Source organism: Achromobacter sp. UMC71, from assembly GCF_014170305.1.
GTDB lineage: Bacteria > Pseudomonadota > Gammaproteobacteria > Burkholderiales > Burkholderiaceae_B > Achromobacter.
Genome location: NZ_LZZT01000039.1, coordinates 21910 through 35069, shown reverse-complemented (window position 1 = coordinate 35069; position 13160 = coordinate 21910). Strand labels below are relative to the sequence as shown.

11 protein-coding genes are annotated in these 13160 nt (G+C 67.7%); 1 reads left to right on the top strand and 10 read right to left on the bottom strand.

Translation table 11 applies throughout. From position 1 onward, the window contains the following. Nucleotides 1–79 precede the first annotated feature (79 nt). The 10 genes from A9974_RS19080 to A9974_RS19035 all read right to left on the bottom strand — a co-directional run bounded on the left by A9974_RS19080 (nucleotide 80) and on the right by A9974_RS19035 (nucleotide 12441). Nucleotides 80–1714 (bottom strand): arylsulfatase, encoded by a 1635-nt coding sequence (locus A9974_RS19080; RefSeq protein ID WP_183005745.1) that lies wholly within the window; start codon nucleotides 1712–1714, stop codon nucleotides 80–82. A gap of 51 nt (nucleotides 1715–1765) precedes the next feature. Then, nucleotides 1766–2800, bottom strand: a complete 1035-nt coding sequence (locus A9974_RS19075) for an HAD family phosphatase (RefSeq protein ID WP_183005744.1) — start codon at nucleotides 2798–2800, stop codon at nucleotides 1766–1768. Next, nucleotides 2784–4172: a BatD family protein gene (locus A9974_RS19070; RefSeq protein ID WP_183005743.1), complete on the bottom strand. Its 1389-nt coding sequence runs from the start codon at nucleotides 4170–4172 to the stop codon at nucleotides 2784–2786. The genes A9974_RS19075 and A9974_RS19070 overlap by 17 nt, the downstream gene beginning before the upstream one ends. Next, nucleotides 4169–5683, bottom strand: a complete 1515-nt coding sequence (locus A9974_RS19065) for a VWA domain-containing protein (RefSeq protein ID WP_183005742.1) — start codon at nucleotides 5681–5683, stop codon at nucleotides 4169–4171. The genes A9974_RS19070 and A9974_RS19065 overlap by 4 nt, the downstream gene beginning before the upstream one ends. Beyond that, a complete protein-coding gene (locus A9974_RS19060) occupies nucleotides 5668–6687 on the bottom strand; it encodes a VWA domain-containing protein (protein ID WP_183005741.1) in 1020 nt (339 codons plus the stop codon). Before A9974_RS19060 ends, A9974_RS19065 begins: the two co-directional genes overlap by 16 nt. Further along, complete coding sequence (locus tag A9974_RS19055; RefSeq protein ID WP_183005740.1) at nucleotides 6674–7174, bottom strand: DUF4381 domain-containing protein; 501 nt, start codon at nucleotides 7172–7174, stop codon at nucleotides 6674–6676. The genes A9974_RS19060 and A9974_RS19055 overlap by 14 nt, the downstream gene beginning before the upstream one ends. Continuing rightward, a complete protein-coding gene (locus A9974_RS19050; protein ID WP_183005739.1) occupies nucleotides 7171–8139 on the bottom strand; it encodes a DUF58 domain-containing protein in 969 nt (322 codons plus the stop codon). Before A9974_RS19050 ends, A9974_RS19055 begins: the two co-directional genes overlap by 4 nt. Nucleotides 8140–8148: 9 nt before the next feature. Beyond that, nucleotides 8149–9123, bottom strand: coding sequence for a MoxR family ATPase (locus A9974_RS19045; RefSeq protein WP_183005738.1), 975 nt, complete (start codon nucleotides 9121–9123; stop codon nucleotides 8149–8151). Between the two features lie 50 nt (nucleotides 9124–9173). Beyond that, nucleotides 9174–10322, bottom strand: coding sequence for a formylglycine-generating enzyme family protein (locus A9974_RS19040; protein WP_183005737.1), 1149 nt, complete (start codon nucleotides 10320–10322; stop codon nucleotides 9174–9176). Between the two features lie 445 nt (nucleotides 10323–10767). Further along, nucleotides 10768–12441, bottom strand: a complete 1674-nt coding sequence (locus tag A9974_RS19035) for an NAD(P)/FAD-dependent oxidoreductase (RefSeq protein WP_183005736.1) — start codon at nucleotides 12439–12441, stop codon at nucleotides 10768–10770. 153 nt (nucleotides 12442–12594) lie between these two features. On the opposite strand from A9974_RS19035, the gene A9974_RS19030 reads away from it, so the two are divergent. Beyond that, complete coding sequence (locus A9974_RS19030; RefSeq protein ID WP_183005735.1) at nucleotides 12595–13080, top strand: hypothetical protein; 486 nt, start codon at nucleotides 12595–12597, stop codon at nucleotides 13078–13080. The last annotated feature ends 80 nt before the right edge of the window (nucleotides 13081–13160 follow it).

The following is a 13160-nucleotide window of genomic DNA, read 5'->3' as shown; positions in this document are numbered from 1 at the left end:
GGTGTGATCCTCGTTGAAAGGGTTGCTTACCACCGGGCGGCGCGGACACGGCCGCCCGGCCGTATCCGCCCGTCACGGCTTACTTGCCCTGCTTCTTGGCTTGCTGCTCGAAGTACGCGTCGATCTGCTTGTCCACCTGCTTCTGTACCTGGTCGGTACTGAAGCTGGGCGGGTTCTGGCTGGGTGGCCATTCCACAAACGTCTGCAGGAATTCCCCCGCCTTGGCCGAGCCGACGAAGGCCAGATAGGCGTTCTTGGTCAGCCAGTCGTTGTACTGGTCGGACACGATGTCGGCGCGTTCATACGGGTCCATGCGCAGGTTGAAGACCTTGGGCACCCGCAGGCAGACAAAGGGCTCCTTCCAGACCGCGAAGCCGCCGGGCGCGGTCTGTTCGCAGAACACGACTTTCCAGTTGTCGAACCGCATGGCGACCAGCAGCCCGTCGTCGTTGAAGTAATAGAAGTCGTCGCGGGCGCTCTTGTCGTTCTTGCCGGTCAGGTAGCCCAGCTGGTTGTAGCCGTCCAGGTGCACCTTGTAGTCGCGATTGGCGCCGGCGGGCCGCCAGCCCTTGAGCAATCGCTCTTTCACGCCATCGTCACCCGCGGCGGCCAGCAAGGTCGGGAACCAGTCCAGGCCGGAAACGATGTCGTTCTTGACCGTGCCTGGCTCGATATGGCCTGGCCAGCGGATCATTGCCGGCACGCGGAAGGCGCCCTCCCAGTTGGTGTCCTTTTCACTGCGGAACGGCGTCGTGGCGGCGTCAGGCCAACTGAACTGATTGGGCCCGTTGTCCGTCGTGTAGATCACGATGGTGTCCTTGGCGATGCCCAGGTCGTCCAGCTTTTTCAGCAGCTTGCCGACATCCTGGTCGTGCTCCCACATGCCGTCGGCGTAGTCGTTGCCGGGCATGCCGCTCTTGCCCTGGTGCTCGGGGCGGATATGGGTGAACAGGTGCATGCGCGTGGTGTTCATCCAGAGGAAGAATGGCTTGTCCCCTTTGCCGTTCTTGTCCAGGTAGTCCAGCGCCGCGCCGACGGTTTCGTCGTCGATGGTCTCCATGCGTTTCGCGGTCAACGCGCCGGTGTCCTCGATCTTGCCGTCGGCGGACGCCTTGATCACGCCACGCGGCATGTAGGCCTTGATGACAGGATCCTTGGAGTCCTTCGGAAAATAGGGGCGCTCGGGTTCTTCCTCGGCGTTCAGGTGGTACAGATTGCCAAAGAACACGTCAAAGCCGTGCTTGGTGGGCAGGTATTCATCGCGGTCGCCCAGGTGGTTCTTGCCGAATTGGGCAGTGTTGTAGCCCTGCCCCTTCAAGGCGGTTGCAATGGTGATGTCGCGGTCCTGCAAGCCCACCGGCGAGCCGGGAATGCCGACCTTGGACAGGCCGGTGCGGCGGGCGGATTGCCCGGTAATGAACGTCGACCGCCCCGCGGTACAACTGTTCTCGGCGTAGTAGTCGGTGAAGATCGCCCCTTCATTGGCGATGCGGTCGATATTGGGCGTGCGGTAGCCCACCACGCCTCGCGTGTACGCACTGATGTTGGCCTGGCCGACGTCGTCGCCGAAGATGACGAGGATGTTCGGCTTCTTTCCGGAGGTTTGTCCCTGGGGACTGGACTGCGCATTCTGGGCCTGTGCCTGCGCACCGCCCATTACCGCAAGTCCGCTGGCGGCAATCAACGCCGCTCCCAACCATCGTCTTGCTTTCATGACTGCTCTCCTCGCCCAAATGGGCCGTGTGTACTCCCGGGTCATGCACGCTCAAGGCTGTTCAAACGCGTATATCCGGCGCCATTCCGTTTTCATGTCGACGACCGTCCAGCCGTTGCGGCGGGCTTCATCCAGGGCCCGATCCAGCCGGCCGACATCCGAGTCCCGGTCATAGGCCCATTCCCGCTGCGCGTCGGTGTGGTGGACGATGCCGGCAAAGCGCTTGCCGGCGCCCGCGGCGGTCCACTGCAGCATCTGCAGGTCGCCGTCCGAATTGCCGAACGCCAAGAGCGGCCGCCGGCCGATGTAGCGCTGGATAGCCACGGGCTTTCCCGGGCCGTCGTCGTTGAACTCGAGCTTGCCCTGGCGCCACAGGACGGGTTTGCCGCCGCGCGTCTCAAACGTCGTGACCAGGCCGCTGCCGATGACCTGCTCGGGCGGAATGCCGTAGGCGGCCTGGGTCCACGGGCGCATGAACTCCGTTTCACCGCCGGAGACGATGTAGGTCTTGAAGCCATTGGCGCGCAGGTAGTCCAGCAGTTCGCGCATCGGCACATAGGTCATCGCGGTGTAGGGCTGCTTGAAACGGGGGTGTTTCGCCATGGCCATCCATTGCGTCACGCTTTGCGAAAACTCGTCCACGCTCATCTGGCCGTGGGTGGCGCCCACGATCTTCAACAGGCCCACCTGGCCCGATTTGGCCAAGGCGGCGTGGTCGCTCTGGATCGCCGCTTTGAAGGGCTGGCGCGTCGCCCACTCGGGATGCTGCGGCGCCATCGTCTTGACCCGGTCCAGCGCGAACAGCACCTGGAAGTACATCGGCTGCTCGGACCAGAGCGTGCCGTCGTTGTCGAACACGGCGATGCGGTCCTCGGCGGCGACGTAGTCGGCGCTGCCGGGCTGCGTGACGGCCTGCACGAACGCCACGATGGCGGCGCGTGAAGGCCCCTCGTTCCAGGACGGCAGTTCGGCGGCCGGTGCGGCCGCCTGATGGGACGATGCGCACGCCGCCAGCAACAGTAGCGCCGCGGCGCTGGCCAGCCATGATGTCCAGTGTCGTGCCTGTCTTTCATTCGCTGCCTGCATGACCCCCTCCCCTGCGCCCCTGGCGCGATGCTGGTTCGGCCGGCGCGGCCGGATTGAGCGCGCCGGGCAATGAATAGCGGGCGGTGGGTGCGTGGCGGGTCCGCCAGGTCCGCCGCCATGAGCGCGAGGCGCGCACGAGCGCCGGCCGCCAGGCCGCGTCCGCGGGCGGGGCGCCATACGCACCCCGCAGCGTGTCCGCCGCCGTCCTGCGGGCCGCTTCGCCCAGCGGCGCCACGGCGCCGCGCAGGTCCCGCGCCCCGGCCGCCAGCCGCAACCATCGATAGAACGTGTCCAGCGTCGCGGCGCCGCGCCGGGCATCGCGTTGCCATGCGCGCCAATGCCAGGATTCGCTCGCACGCCTTCGGGCGGCCGCCAGTTCGGCACGGTGGCGCAGTGTCCGGGCGAGTCGGCGCCACCGCGGCCAGGTCAGCCAGACGGCCACGGCGGCCAGCAGCAGGCCACCGCCCCACGCCAGCCAGGCGGCGGGAATCACCCAGCGCAAGCCGTGGCGCAGGCGCGCCAGGTCATCGGCCAGGGAGAATGGCGGTGTGACCGCGGGCGCCGGCGCGACCGTAAACGCACGGCCGGGCAATTCCGTCCGGGCGGGTTGGCCGGTGGCGTCATCGCGCCAATGGACCGTGATGGGCGGTAGTTCATAGGCGCCGGCCTGCTCGGCCACGTAATCGGCGCGGTCGATGCGCTGGCCGCCAATAAAATGGCCGCGGCCGTCGTCCAGCGGGGTCACCTCGGCTTCACGCGGATAGCGCTTGAACCCCGGAACGTCCGGCAACGCCACCGCCGGCAGCATCAGTGCCTGCACGCCCTGCGCCCGCTGCGTAATGGACCGCGTGATGCGGCCGCCGACCACCAGCGGATCGGGGGCCAGCGTGTAGTCCTGCGAGACGGTCAATTGACCCGTGACCATGCCTGGCTCGTCGGCCGCCGACGGCGCCGCCACGGAGAACGACAGCGGCTGGCTGGTGCCCGTCGCCGTCTCGCCGTGCGGTCCGACCTGGGCGGTGACGGTCAGCGGCGGCACCTGCACCGTGCCTGCCGCGGTGGGGCTGATCACATAGGTGTAGCGCAGGCCGCTGTAGGACACGCCACCGGCGGTATCGCGCACCAACTCCCCTTGCCCGGGCGGCGGGGTGACCATGACGCCCGGGAGCTCAAGTGCGGGCAAGCGTGGCGGTTGCGTGAACCACGTCGGCGTCATCACTTCAAGCTGCAATTGCAGCGTTGCGCCAATCCGCACCTGCGCGGGCGTCTGCAGGCTGGCGGTAACGCGCAAGGCCGGCGCGGGCTGCGCGTGCCCAAAGCCGTGCAGGGCCAGCGCAAATGCCAGGAACGCGGCATGGCGCGGGCCGATCATGGCCGGACTCCCGCCGCGGCGTCTTCGACGGCGAACCTGCCGCGCAGGAAGCGCGCGGGCGACAGGGTCAGGTTGTTCAGCCATTGTTCCTCGGAGGCCGCGCGGGGCGCGGGCGCGGCCATCTGCTTGCCGGCCCGGGCGGTCTTGTCCTCGATGCTCCGGTCGGGCGGGTCGGCCGGATCGCCCTGCTGCTCCTGGCTCATCGCGGCCAGCAGCCGCGCCACGATGTCGCGGTTGAACCTGGCGGCTTCCCAGCCCGGCGACAGGGCCAATGCGCGGTCGTAGGCGGCCAGCGCGGCGTCGTACTGCCGCAGCCGCGTCTGAGTGTTGGCGACGTAGAACTGGCCCTCGGCCGTGGCCACCTTGGAAAACGCGGCCAGCGCGGCGGGGTAATCGGCGGCCTGGTAAGCGGCGCGTCCCTTCCAATACGGGTCTTCGAAGCGTTCGGCCGCGTCCTGGAAATGTCCTTTATCGAAGGCGATCCGGCCCTGTTGATCTGCCGTCAGGAACGCATCGGCCAGCGGGTTGGCACGCGTCTCTGCCGGCGTGCCCAGCGACACGGCCAGCAGGATCGCGGCCGTCCAGGCGACATTCCAGCCGCGCCGCACCGCCAGCAAGGCCAGCAGGGCCAGCGGCCAGCACAGCCAATAACCGGCGTCGCGCCAACGGATGTCGCCCGCCTGCGCGTCCTGCACCGCCTGGAAGTGCTGCTGCGCGTGCAATGAAATCCAGTCCAGGTCGTCGGGGCTGAGGGTCAGGCTGCCCAGCGGCGCGCCTGCCGCCCGCGCCAGCCCCTGCAAGGCGGCCTCGTCCAGCCCGGACTGCCCCACCGCCATGACCAGTACCTGCAGGTCGGCCGCCGCCTGCGCGCGTTGGCGCACGGCGTCGAACTGGCGGGCATCGGCGCCGTCGGTCAGCAGCAGCAGCGTGCCGCCGGCGCGCTCGGCGGCCAGCACCTGCGCGGCCAGTGCGATGGCGCCCGCCGCATCCCTGCCCTGCGGGCCGATCAGGTCGGCCGCCAGCGCCTGCGCAAACAGGTCCAGCAGACTGGCGTCGTCCGTGGGCGGCAGCACCAGGTGGCTGCTGCCGGCATAGGCGATCAGGCCGGTCTTGGCGCCGGCGCGCCGGGCCGCCAGATCCCGTACCAGGTGCTTGGCGGCTTCCAGCCGCGAAGGCGGCACATCGGTGCTGTCCATGGACGGGCCCAGCGCGACGGCGACGATCAACGGCGCCACGTTGTCCAGGAAATCAGGCTGGTCGCGCTGCCACGCCGGCCCGGCGGCGGCCAGCGAGCCAATGGCCAGGATGACGGCCAAGGCGTCGATCGGCCGCGGCCCCCGGCTGCCTGGCGTGCGCACGAACAGGTACGGCAGCAAGGCCGGCGCGATCTGGCTGGCCTGCCCGGTGGTATCCCGTTCGCGCCGGCCGGCCCAGCAGGCCAGACCGGCGGCAAGCAGGCCCAGCAACCACCAGGGGCGCAGGAAATGGAAGGCGCTCAGGTCGAGGTCCATGGCGCCTCCGTGCGGGGTACGGGCCGGCGCGCCGCCGGGTTGCTTGCCGAGGCGATTGCGGCTATCCCGTGCCAGATCGCCAGCAGGCACAGGGCCAGCCCGAGCGGCAGCCAGAAATAGTCGCGCTTGGGCTGGTGCCGTAGCGTGTTGACCTCCTGCGGCGTGATGCGGTCCAGCGTGGCGTACACGGCCTGCAGGCTGGCCAGGTCCTGCGCCCTGAAGAACTGCCCGCCGGTGGCGCGCGCGATGCCTTGCAGCACGTCGAAGTCGACCCGGTCTTCGCCCGTGGCGGCCGGGTCGCCGATGCCGATCGTATGCACGGTGATGTGATGATCGGCGGCCAATGCCGCCGCGCGCGCCGGCGACACCGCGCTGCCGGTGTCGTTGCCGTCGGTCAGCAGAATCAGCACCTTGTCGCGTTCCCTGGCCGCATCCAGCATGCGGATGCCCAGCCCGATTGCGTCGCCCAGCGCTGTGTTGGGCCCTGCCATGCCGACTTCGGTGCGGTCCAGCAACAGGCGCAGCGCGGTGTGATCCTCGGTCAAGGGGGCCTGCGGATAGGCGCCGGTGCCGAACACGATCAGCCCGAGCCGGTCGTGGGCGCGTTTTGCGATGAAATCGGCGACCACCGCCTTGACCGCCTTCCAGCGCGATTCGGGCTGGCCCTGGGCGTTGCGGAAATCGGCGGTGTCCATCGACTGCGAGATGTCCACGGCCAGCAGCACATCGCGCACCGCTTCGGTATGCGTCAGCGGCGGCTCGACCCACTGCGGCCGCGCCAACGCCAGGACCAGCAGCAACCAGACCGCCACATTGAGCCAGAGCTGGCCCCGGCGGACCCGCACGCCGGGCCGCGACGGCGCCTGGCCGGTGATCGTGGCAACCGCGTCAAAGAACGGCACGCGTAGCGCGCTTCGACGCTGCACGTAGGGCGGCAGCCAGCGGTAGGCGACCAGCACCAAGGGCGCGGCTGCGAGCAGCCAGGGAAATTCAAGACGCCACATGATGGTTCACCACCCAGGCGCGGCAGGCTTGGATCAGTTGCGCCAGCGCGGCGTCGTCCAGCTGGCGTACGGCTTCGTCCGGCGCATAGGCCAGCAACCGCAGCATCTGCGCCGATTCCGGTGGCATGCCCGGCGGCGCGGTGCGCGCCAGGTACACGAGCCAGGCCTGGCCCCCCAACGAGGCCACGTCGGCACGCGCCGCCGCGGGCCGCGCGGCCAAGGCCACACGCTTGAGCAAGGCCGGTAGGCCGCGCGCCGCCAGGCGATCGCGCGCGGCCTCGCGCGCCAACTGCGCCAAGGCTGCGAGGCCCTGGCGGCGATAGCGGTTGCGGCGATGCCGCCGCCAGCCGGCCAGCGCGGCCCAGCCGCCACCTGCCAGCAGCAACGCCGCCAGCACGGCCCAGCCCCAGGTCTGGGGCCAGTAGGACACCGGCGCCGGCAACGGCAGCTCGCGCAATTGATCCAGGCCGGGCAGCGCGTCGTTCATGCCTGCGCTCCTGCCGCCGTGCCGGCGGCTCCGGGTGCCGTGGCCTGCTTGCCCAGCTCGCGGCGCAACTGCGCCAATTCGTCCTGCGCCGTGTCGATGGACAGCAGCGGCACGCGGCTGCGGCGCAGCAGTTGCGCCACCTGCTGCAGGCGGCCGCTGAAAAAATCGGCCAGCGGTTGCCGTTCGCGTTGGCGGCCCACGGCAACCTCCAGCTGCAGTTCGCCCTGGGTCACCACCATGCGCCCGGCGCGCGGCAATTGCTGCGCCATGGGGTCGAACACCAGCATCGCCAGCACGTCGTTGTGCGCGGCCAGCAGGCGCAGCGTGCGCAGGGTGTCTTCGTCGGCCCCGGCGAAATCGCTGATGACGCAGACCAGGCAGTCATGCGGCGCGTGGGCCAGCGCCCCGCGCAGCGCGCCATTCAAGCCATGCGCGGCGGGCACATCGGGGCCATCCGCTGATAGCGCCGCGTTCGCGCGCGCCACCTCGGCCAGCAAGGCCCGCACCCGGTCGCGGCTGCGCAGCGGCTTGAAGGCCCTGACGCCCTGGTCGTCGAACACCAGCCCGCCGACACGGTCGCCGCCGCGATAGGCGATCCAGGCCGAGAGCGCCGCCAGCCGGGCGGCGACGGCGCATTTGAATGCAAGCACGGAGCCGAAATACATGCTCATGCGCTGATCCACGACGATCAGCGCGGGGCGGTCCCGTTCTTCGGTATAGGCGCGCACCAGCGGTTTGCCGTAGCGCAAAGAGGCGCGCAGGTCCAGGCGTCGCAAGTCGTCACCGGCCACATAGCGCCTGAGTTCGGCGAAATCCAGCCCCCGGCCGCGCAAGCGCGATCCGTGCGGCCCGGCCAGCACGCTGCTCAACGGCTGCCTGGCCGTGAACGACAGGCCAACTGCGGAGGCCTCCAGGGCGATCAGTTCCGCCAGCGGCGGATGCACGGGGTCCGGGTCGCGGCGCATGGCGGTTCCCTAGGCCGGCACGGCGACAACGTCCAGCAGCCGGTCCAGGACCTGATCGGCGGTGATGCCGTCGGCCACCGCGTCATACGACAGGTGCAGGCGGTGCCGCAGCACCGCGTGCGCCACGGCCCGCACGTCGTCCGGCGTGCTGAAGTCCGCATCCGCCAGCCAGGCATGGGCACGCGCGGCCCGGTCCAGGGCGATGGCGCCGCGCGGACTGGCACCCACCTGTATCCAGCGGCCCAGGTCGGCGTCGTAGTCCGCGGGGCGGCGCGTGGCATTGACCAGGTCCACGGTATACCGGTCTACCGCGGGCGCCACGTGCACCGCCGCGGCCTGGACACGACAGGCCAGCAACGCGTCCTGGGTCATGCGCGCGTCGTCTTGCCCAGGGTCGCCCTGCCCGGCCGGTTCTCGCAGCAGGGCCAGCATGGCCATCTCGTCCTCGGCGCCGGGATAGTCCAGCCTGATCTTCATGAGGAAGCGGTCCATCTGCGCTTCCGGCAAGGGATAGGTCCCTTCCTGCTCGATCGGGTTCTGCGTGGCCAGCACCATGAACAGCGCCGGCATCTTGCGGGTGGTGCCGCCGACCGTGATCTGGCGCTCTTCCATCGCTTCAAGCAGCGCGGACTGCACCTTGGCGGGCGCGCGATTGATTTCGTCGGCCAGGATCAGGTTGCCGAACAACGGCCCTGCCTCGAACGCGATCTGATTGCGGCCTTCGGCATCCTGGCGCAGCACGTCGGCGCCGGTGATGTCCGAAGGCAGCAGGTCGGGCGTGAACTGGATGCGGCTCATGTCCGCCGCCAGGTGCCCGGCCAGCGCCTTGACCATGCGGGTCTTGGCCAGCCCGGGCAGGCTTTCGAGCAGCACGTGCCCGTCGGCCACCAGGGCGATCAGCATGTGGCGCACGACCTCTGCCTGGCCCAGCACTTCCCGGGAAATCGCCTCTTCCAACGCCAGAATGCCATTGCGCAACGCCATGGGTATTCCTTCGTCAAACTCTATGGGCCGCCTGGAATGCAGGCGAGGCATCAACGGCTGGCGACTTGTCCCGGACGGGCCTGGGCCTGCTTCCATTGGTCCGGCGTCATCACCGTGCGAAAGCCCAGGTGCGACATACCGTTCAGCGGGTCCGTGCCGCGGCGCGCGCTCGCCCGGTAGCTGATGCAGTACGTGTCGCTGCACAGGAACGAGCCGCCTCGCGTGACCCGTTTCGGGGCAGAGGCGGGAACATTGGCGTCCTCGGGATCGAAGCTGTCGGCCGGCCCGGCGGGGTCCTGCGGCGGCTGGCGGTATTGCGCCTGGATGCGAAAGGCGTCCGCGCGATACCAGTCCGCGGTCCACTGCCAGACATTGCCCGCCATGTCGTAAAGCCCGTAGGCATTGGGCGGAAAGCTGCCGACGGGCGTGGTGCCGACCTGGATCTTTTCATCCTTGACGACCGGAAACGGTTGCTGCTGCTGGGTATCCCAGATATTGGCCATGGGCTTGCCTTGCGGGCTTAATTCATTGCCCCAGGCGTACGTGGCCTGCTCCAGTCCGCCGCGCGCCGCGAATTCCCATTCCGCCTCGGTCGGCAGGCGTTTGCCCGCCCACTTGGCATAGGCCTGGGCATCCTCATACGACACCTGGACCACGGGATGGTCGTCCTTGCCGTCGATATTGCTGCCGGGGCCTTGGGGATGGCGCCAGCTGGCGCCGGGCACAAACCGCCACCAGCGCGTGTAATCGCGCAGCGAGACCTCGGCTGCCGAGCCGACGAAAACCATGGCGCCCGGCACAAGCAGACTGTCATCCGGACGCGGCGTGCCGGGGGGAAGCTGGACCTTGAGATCGTCCCAGCGCGGTTTCTGCTCCGCCGTCGTGACATAACCGGTCGCTTCGACGAAGCGGCGGAATTGCGCATTGGTCACGTCGTGCGTGTCCATCCAGAATCCGCTGACCCTGACCGCGTGGGGGGGTAACTCATTGGGCTGCGAGAGTTTATGGTTATTACCCATGAGAAACTCGGCCCCCGGAATCCAGGCCATGCCCGCCGGACCCTGTTTACCATCGCCAAGCGTGACGACGGGGGCCGCGTTTTTGGGTGCGAGGCTGACGCCGGCCACATAGGCGCCCAAGGCGCTGGCGCCAAGTAGTACGCCGGCTACCGTCAATCCGATTTTCAATTGTTGCTTCACGTGCCCCTCCGAACTTCCGTGGAAACGAAACGGCGCGCCTTTTTTTGGCGCCTGGGTATCACGAATTGCTTATCGCGTTGAAGCTGAAACGGGGATGCATTCGACGGGCTTGAGCCGCGTTGAAATAATGTGAAATGGCAGCCAACAATATCCGAAAAGCGCAATGTTCCGACTGACTATTGTTAGTATTCGCAACGGCAACGGCGTGCGGGAATACCCTTGTTTTTCGAGTTCAAATATAAAAATAATCCAGGTGACAGGAATTATTTGGTTACGCAAATAATGCGAATATCGAACAAAGCGGATTTTCCTGATTTAGTTTGAAAATACCGGGAAATCGATATGGAAAATAAAATGAAAATGGCCCGGTCATACCGATTTTGATAATCGGTGCCGGGCCGGTTCTTGACGCCAGCGCACGGTCTACCCGGCGCCGTGGGGTGGCTTAATAATCGTCGTTTTCGCTGCGGCGGTTGCCGCCGCTGACCGGGCCGGTGCCCAGGATGTGCAGCGCGACGGCCTCGGCGACCTTCATACCGTCGATGGCGGCCGACATGATGCCGCCGGCATAGCCGGCGCCCTCGCCGGCCGGGAACAAGCCGTTGGTGTTCATGCTCTGGAAATCGTCACGGCGCGTGATGCGCAGCGGCGACGAGGTGCGGGTTTCCACACCGGTCAGCACGGCGTCGTGCATGGCAAAGCCCTTGATCTGGCGCTCGAATGCCGGCAAGGCCTCGCGGATGGCTTCGATGGCGTAGTCCGGCAGACTGGTTGACAGGTCGGTCAGTGTGATGCCGGGCTTGTATGACGGCGACACGCTGCCCAGCGAGGTCGACGGCCGGCCGGCCAGGAAGTCGCCCACCAGCTGCGCGGGCGCGGAATAATCGCGGCCGCCCAGTTCGTAGGCGCGCGCTTCCCAGTGCCGCTGGAAGGCAATGCCGGCCAAGGGCGACGATTCGATGCCGGGATAGTCCTTGGGCTGGATACCCACGACGATGCCGGCGTTGGCATTGCGCTCGTTGCGCGAATACTGGCTCATGCCGTTGGTGACCACGCCGCCCGGTTCCGAGGCCGCCGCCACCACCGTGCCGCCCGGGCACATGCAGAAGCTGTACACCGAGCGGCCGTTGGCGGCGTGGTGCACCAGCTTGTAGTCGGCCGCGCCCAGCACCGGATGGCCGGCGCTGGGGCCGAAGCGCGCGCGGTCGATCAGCGACTGGGGATGTTCGATGCGGAAACCCAACGAAAAAGGCTTGGGTTCCATGAAGACGCCGCGCGCATGCAGCATGTGGAAGGTATCGCGGGCACTGTGGCCCACGGCCAGCACCACGTGGCGCGAGGCAATGAACTCGCCGCTTGCCAGCCGCACGCCCTGCACCTGACCGTTGTCGATCTCGATGTCGTCCACGCGGCTTTCGAAGCGGAACTCGCCGCCCAGCGACTCAATCTGCGCGCGCATCTGCTCGATCATCTTGACCAGGCGGAAGGTGCCGATGTGCGGCTTGCTGACGTACATGATCTCGGGCGGCGCGTCGGCGGCCACGAATTCCTGCAGCACCTTGCGGCCGTAATGCTTGGGGTCCTTGACCTGGGTGGACAGCTTGCCGTCCGAGAACGTCCCTGCCCCGCCCTCGCCGAACTGCACGTTGGATTCGGGTTGCAGCGCGTGCTTGCGCCACAGGCCCCAGGTGTCCTTGGTACGTTCGCGCACCACGCGGCCGCGTTCCAGGATGATGGGGCGAAAACCCGTCTGTGCCAGGATCAGCGCCACGAACAGGCCGCAGGGACCAAAGCCGATCACCACGGGCCGGCGGCTCTCGGGCAACCCGGCCGGCGCGTGGCCGACGTACTGGTATTGCATGGCCGGCGTGGGCATCACGGTGCGCAGGCCGGCGACACGCTTGAGCACTGCGGCTTCGTCGGCGACTTCGACGTCGACGGAATACGTCAACGTGATGGCGCTGCGTTTGCGGGCGTCGTAGCTGCGGCGAAAGATGGTGAGCGTGTGCAGGGCTTCGGGGGCAATGCCCAGGCGGGCACAGGCGGCGGCACGTAGCGTGGTGTCGATGTCCTCTTGGGAAGTCGACAGGGGGAGAATGATTTCAGTCAGGCGCAACATGAGGCAAGGGAACCGTGTCAGGGTTCAAGGGCTCGTAAAACGCGTATTAGACCATGCCCCGCGAGCGCCGTTACATGTTTTACCCTGACGATTTCCTGTCTGGGCGGACCTGGAAATAGAATTCGCGTTTTCGCCCTTCACGAAAAGCCTCCCATGACCCGCACCCTGTCCGCCAGTTCCGCCGCCCTGGGTTTTGCCTTGCTGAGCGGCTGCGTCTACCACCCGCCTGCCAACCAGCTGAACCGCTACGCGCAAAGCATGATCGGCCAGCATCTGGATTCGGTCACCGCGCGTTTCGGCCCCGAAGATCACCAGGGCGGCTCGGCCACCTATCCCAACATCGGCACGCCGCAGAATCCCCGCTACGTGCACACGTGGAGCCGCTTCGGTTCCACCCAGCACCAGCGCTTTGTCCAGACCGGCACCGCATCGACCGGCAGCACGCTGGTCACGGTACTGCCGGCCGGCGGCGGCCAGGGCGCCATCCCGATCTACCAGCAGAACACCGCGCCGACGGGTTACACAACGCAGGAAGGCGAATCCTGCTACATGTCGTTTACCACCGATGCCAACAAGACCATCGTGAACTACGACCTGCTGGGCGGGTATTGCGACAAGCTGTTCCTGAGCGGCGGGTAATCAGGCCATCAGCCCAGCGCGGCGGCCTCATGCCGCCGGCTGCTGGCGCGTTACGCGCTGGATGCCGCTGCCGCCCTGCC

Excerpts from the sequence above, each read along its gene's own strand:
- A9974_RS19080 (WP_183005745.1), bottom strand. The coding sequence starts at position 1,714 with ATGAAAGCAAGACGATGGTTGGGAGCGGCGTTGATTGCCGCCAGCGGA.
- A9974_RS19075 (WP_183005744.1), bottom strand. The coding sequence starts at position 2,800 with ATGCAGGCAGCGAATGAAAGACAGGCACGACACTGGACATCATGGCTG.
- A9974_RS19070 (WP_183005743.1), bottom strand. The coding sequence starts at position 4,172 with ATGATCGGCCCGCGCCATGCCGCGTTCCTGGCATTTGCGCTGGCCCTG.
- A9974_RS19065 (WP_183005742.1), bottom strand. The coding sequence starts at position 5,683 with ATGGACCTCGACCTGAGCGCCTTCCATTTCCTGCGCCCCTGGTGGTTG.
- A9974_RS19060 (WP_183005741.1), bottom strand. The coding sequence starts at position 6,687 with ATGTGGCGTCTTGAATTTCCCTGGCTGCTCGCAGCCGCGCCCTTGGTG.
- A9974_RS19055 (WP_183005740.1), bottom strand. The coding sequence starts at position 7,174 with ATGAACGACGCGCTGCCCGGCCTGGATCAATTGCGCGAGCTGCCGTTG.
- A9974_RS19050 (WP_183005739.1), bottom strand. The coding sequence starts at position 8,139 with ATGCGCCGCGACCCGGACCCCGTGCATCCGCCGCTGGCGGAACTGATC.
- A9974_RS19045 (WP_183005738.1), bottom strand. The coding sequence starts at position 9,123 with ATGGCGTTGCGCAATGGCATTCTGGCGTTGGAAGAGGCGATTTCCCGG.
- A9974_RS19035 (WP_183005736.1), bottom strand. The coding sequence starts at position 12,441 with ATGTTGCGCCTGACTGAAATCATTCTCCCCCTGTCGACTTCCCAAGAG.
- A9974_RS19030 (WP_183005735.1), top strand. The coding sequence starts at position 12,595 with ATGACCCGCACCCTGTCCGCCAGTTCCGCCGCCCTGGGTTTTGCCTTG.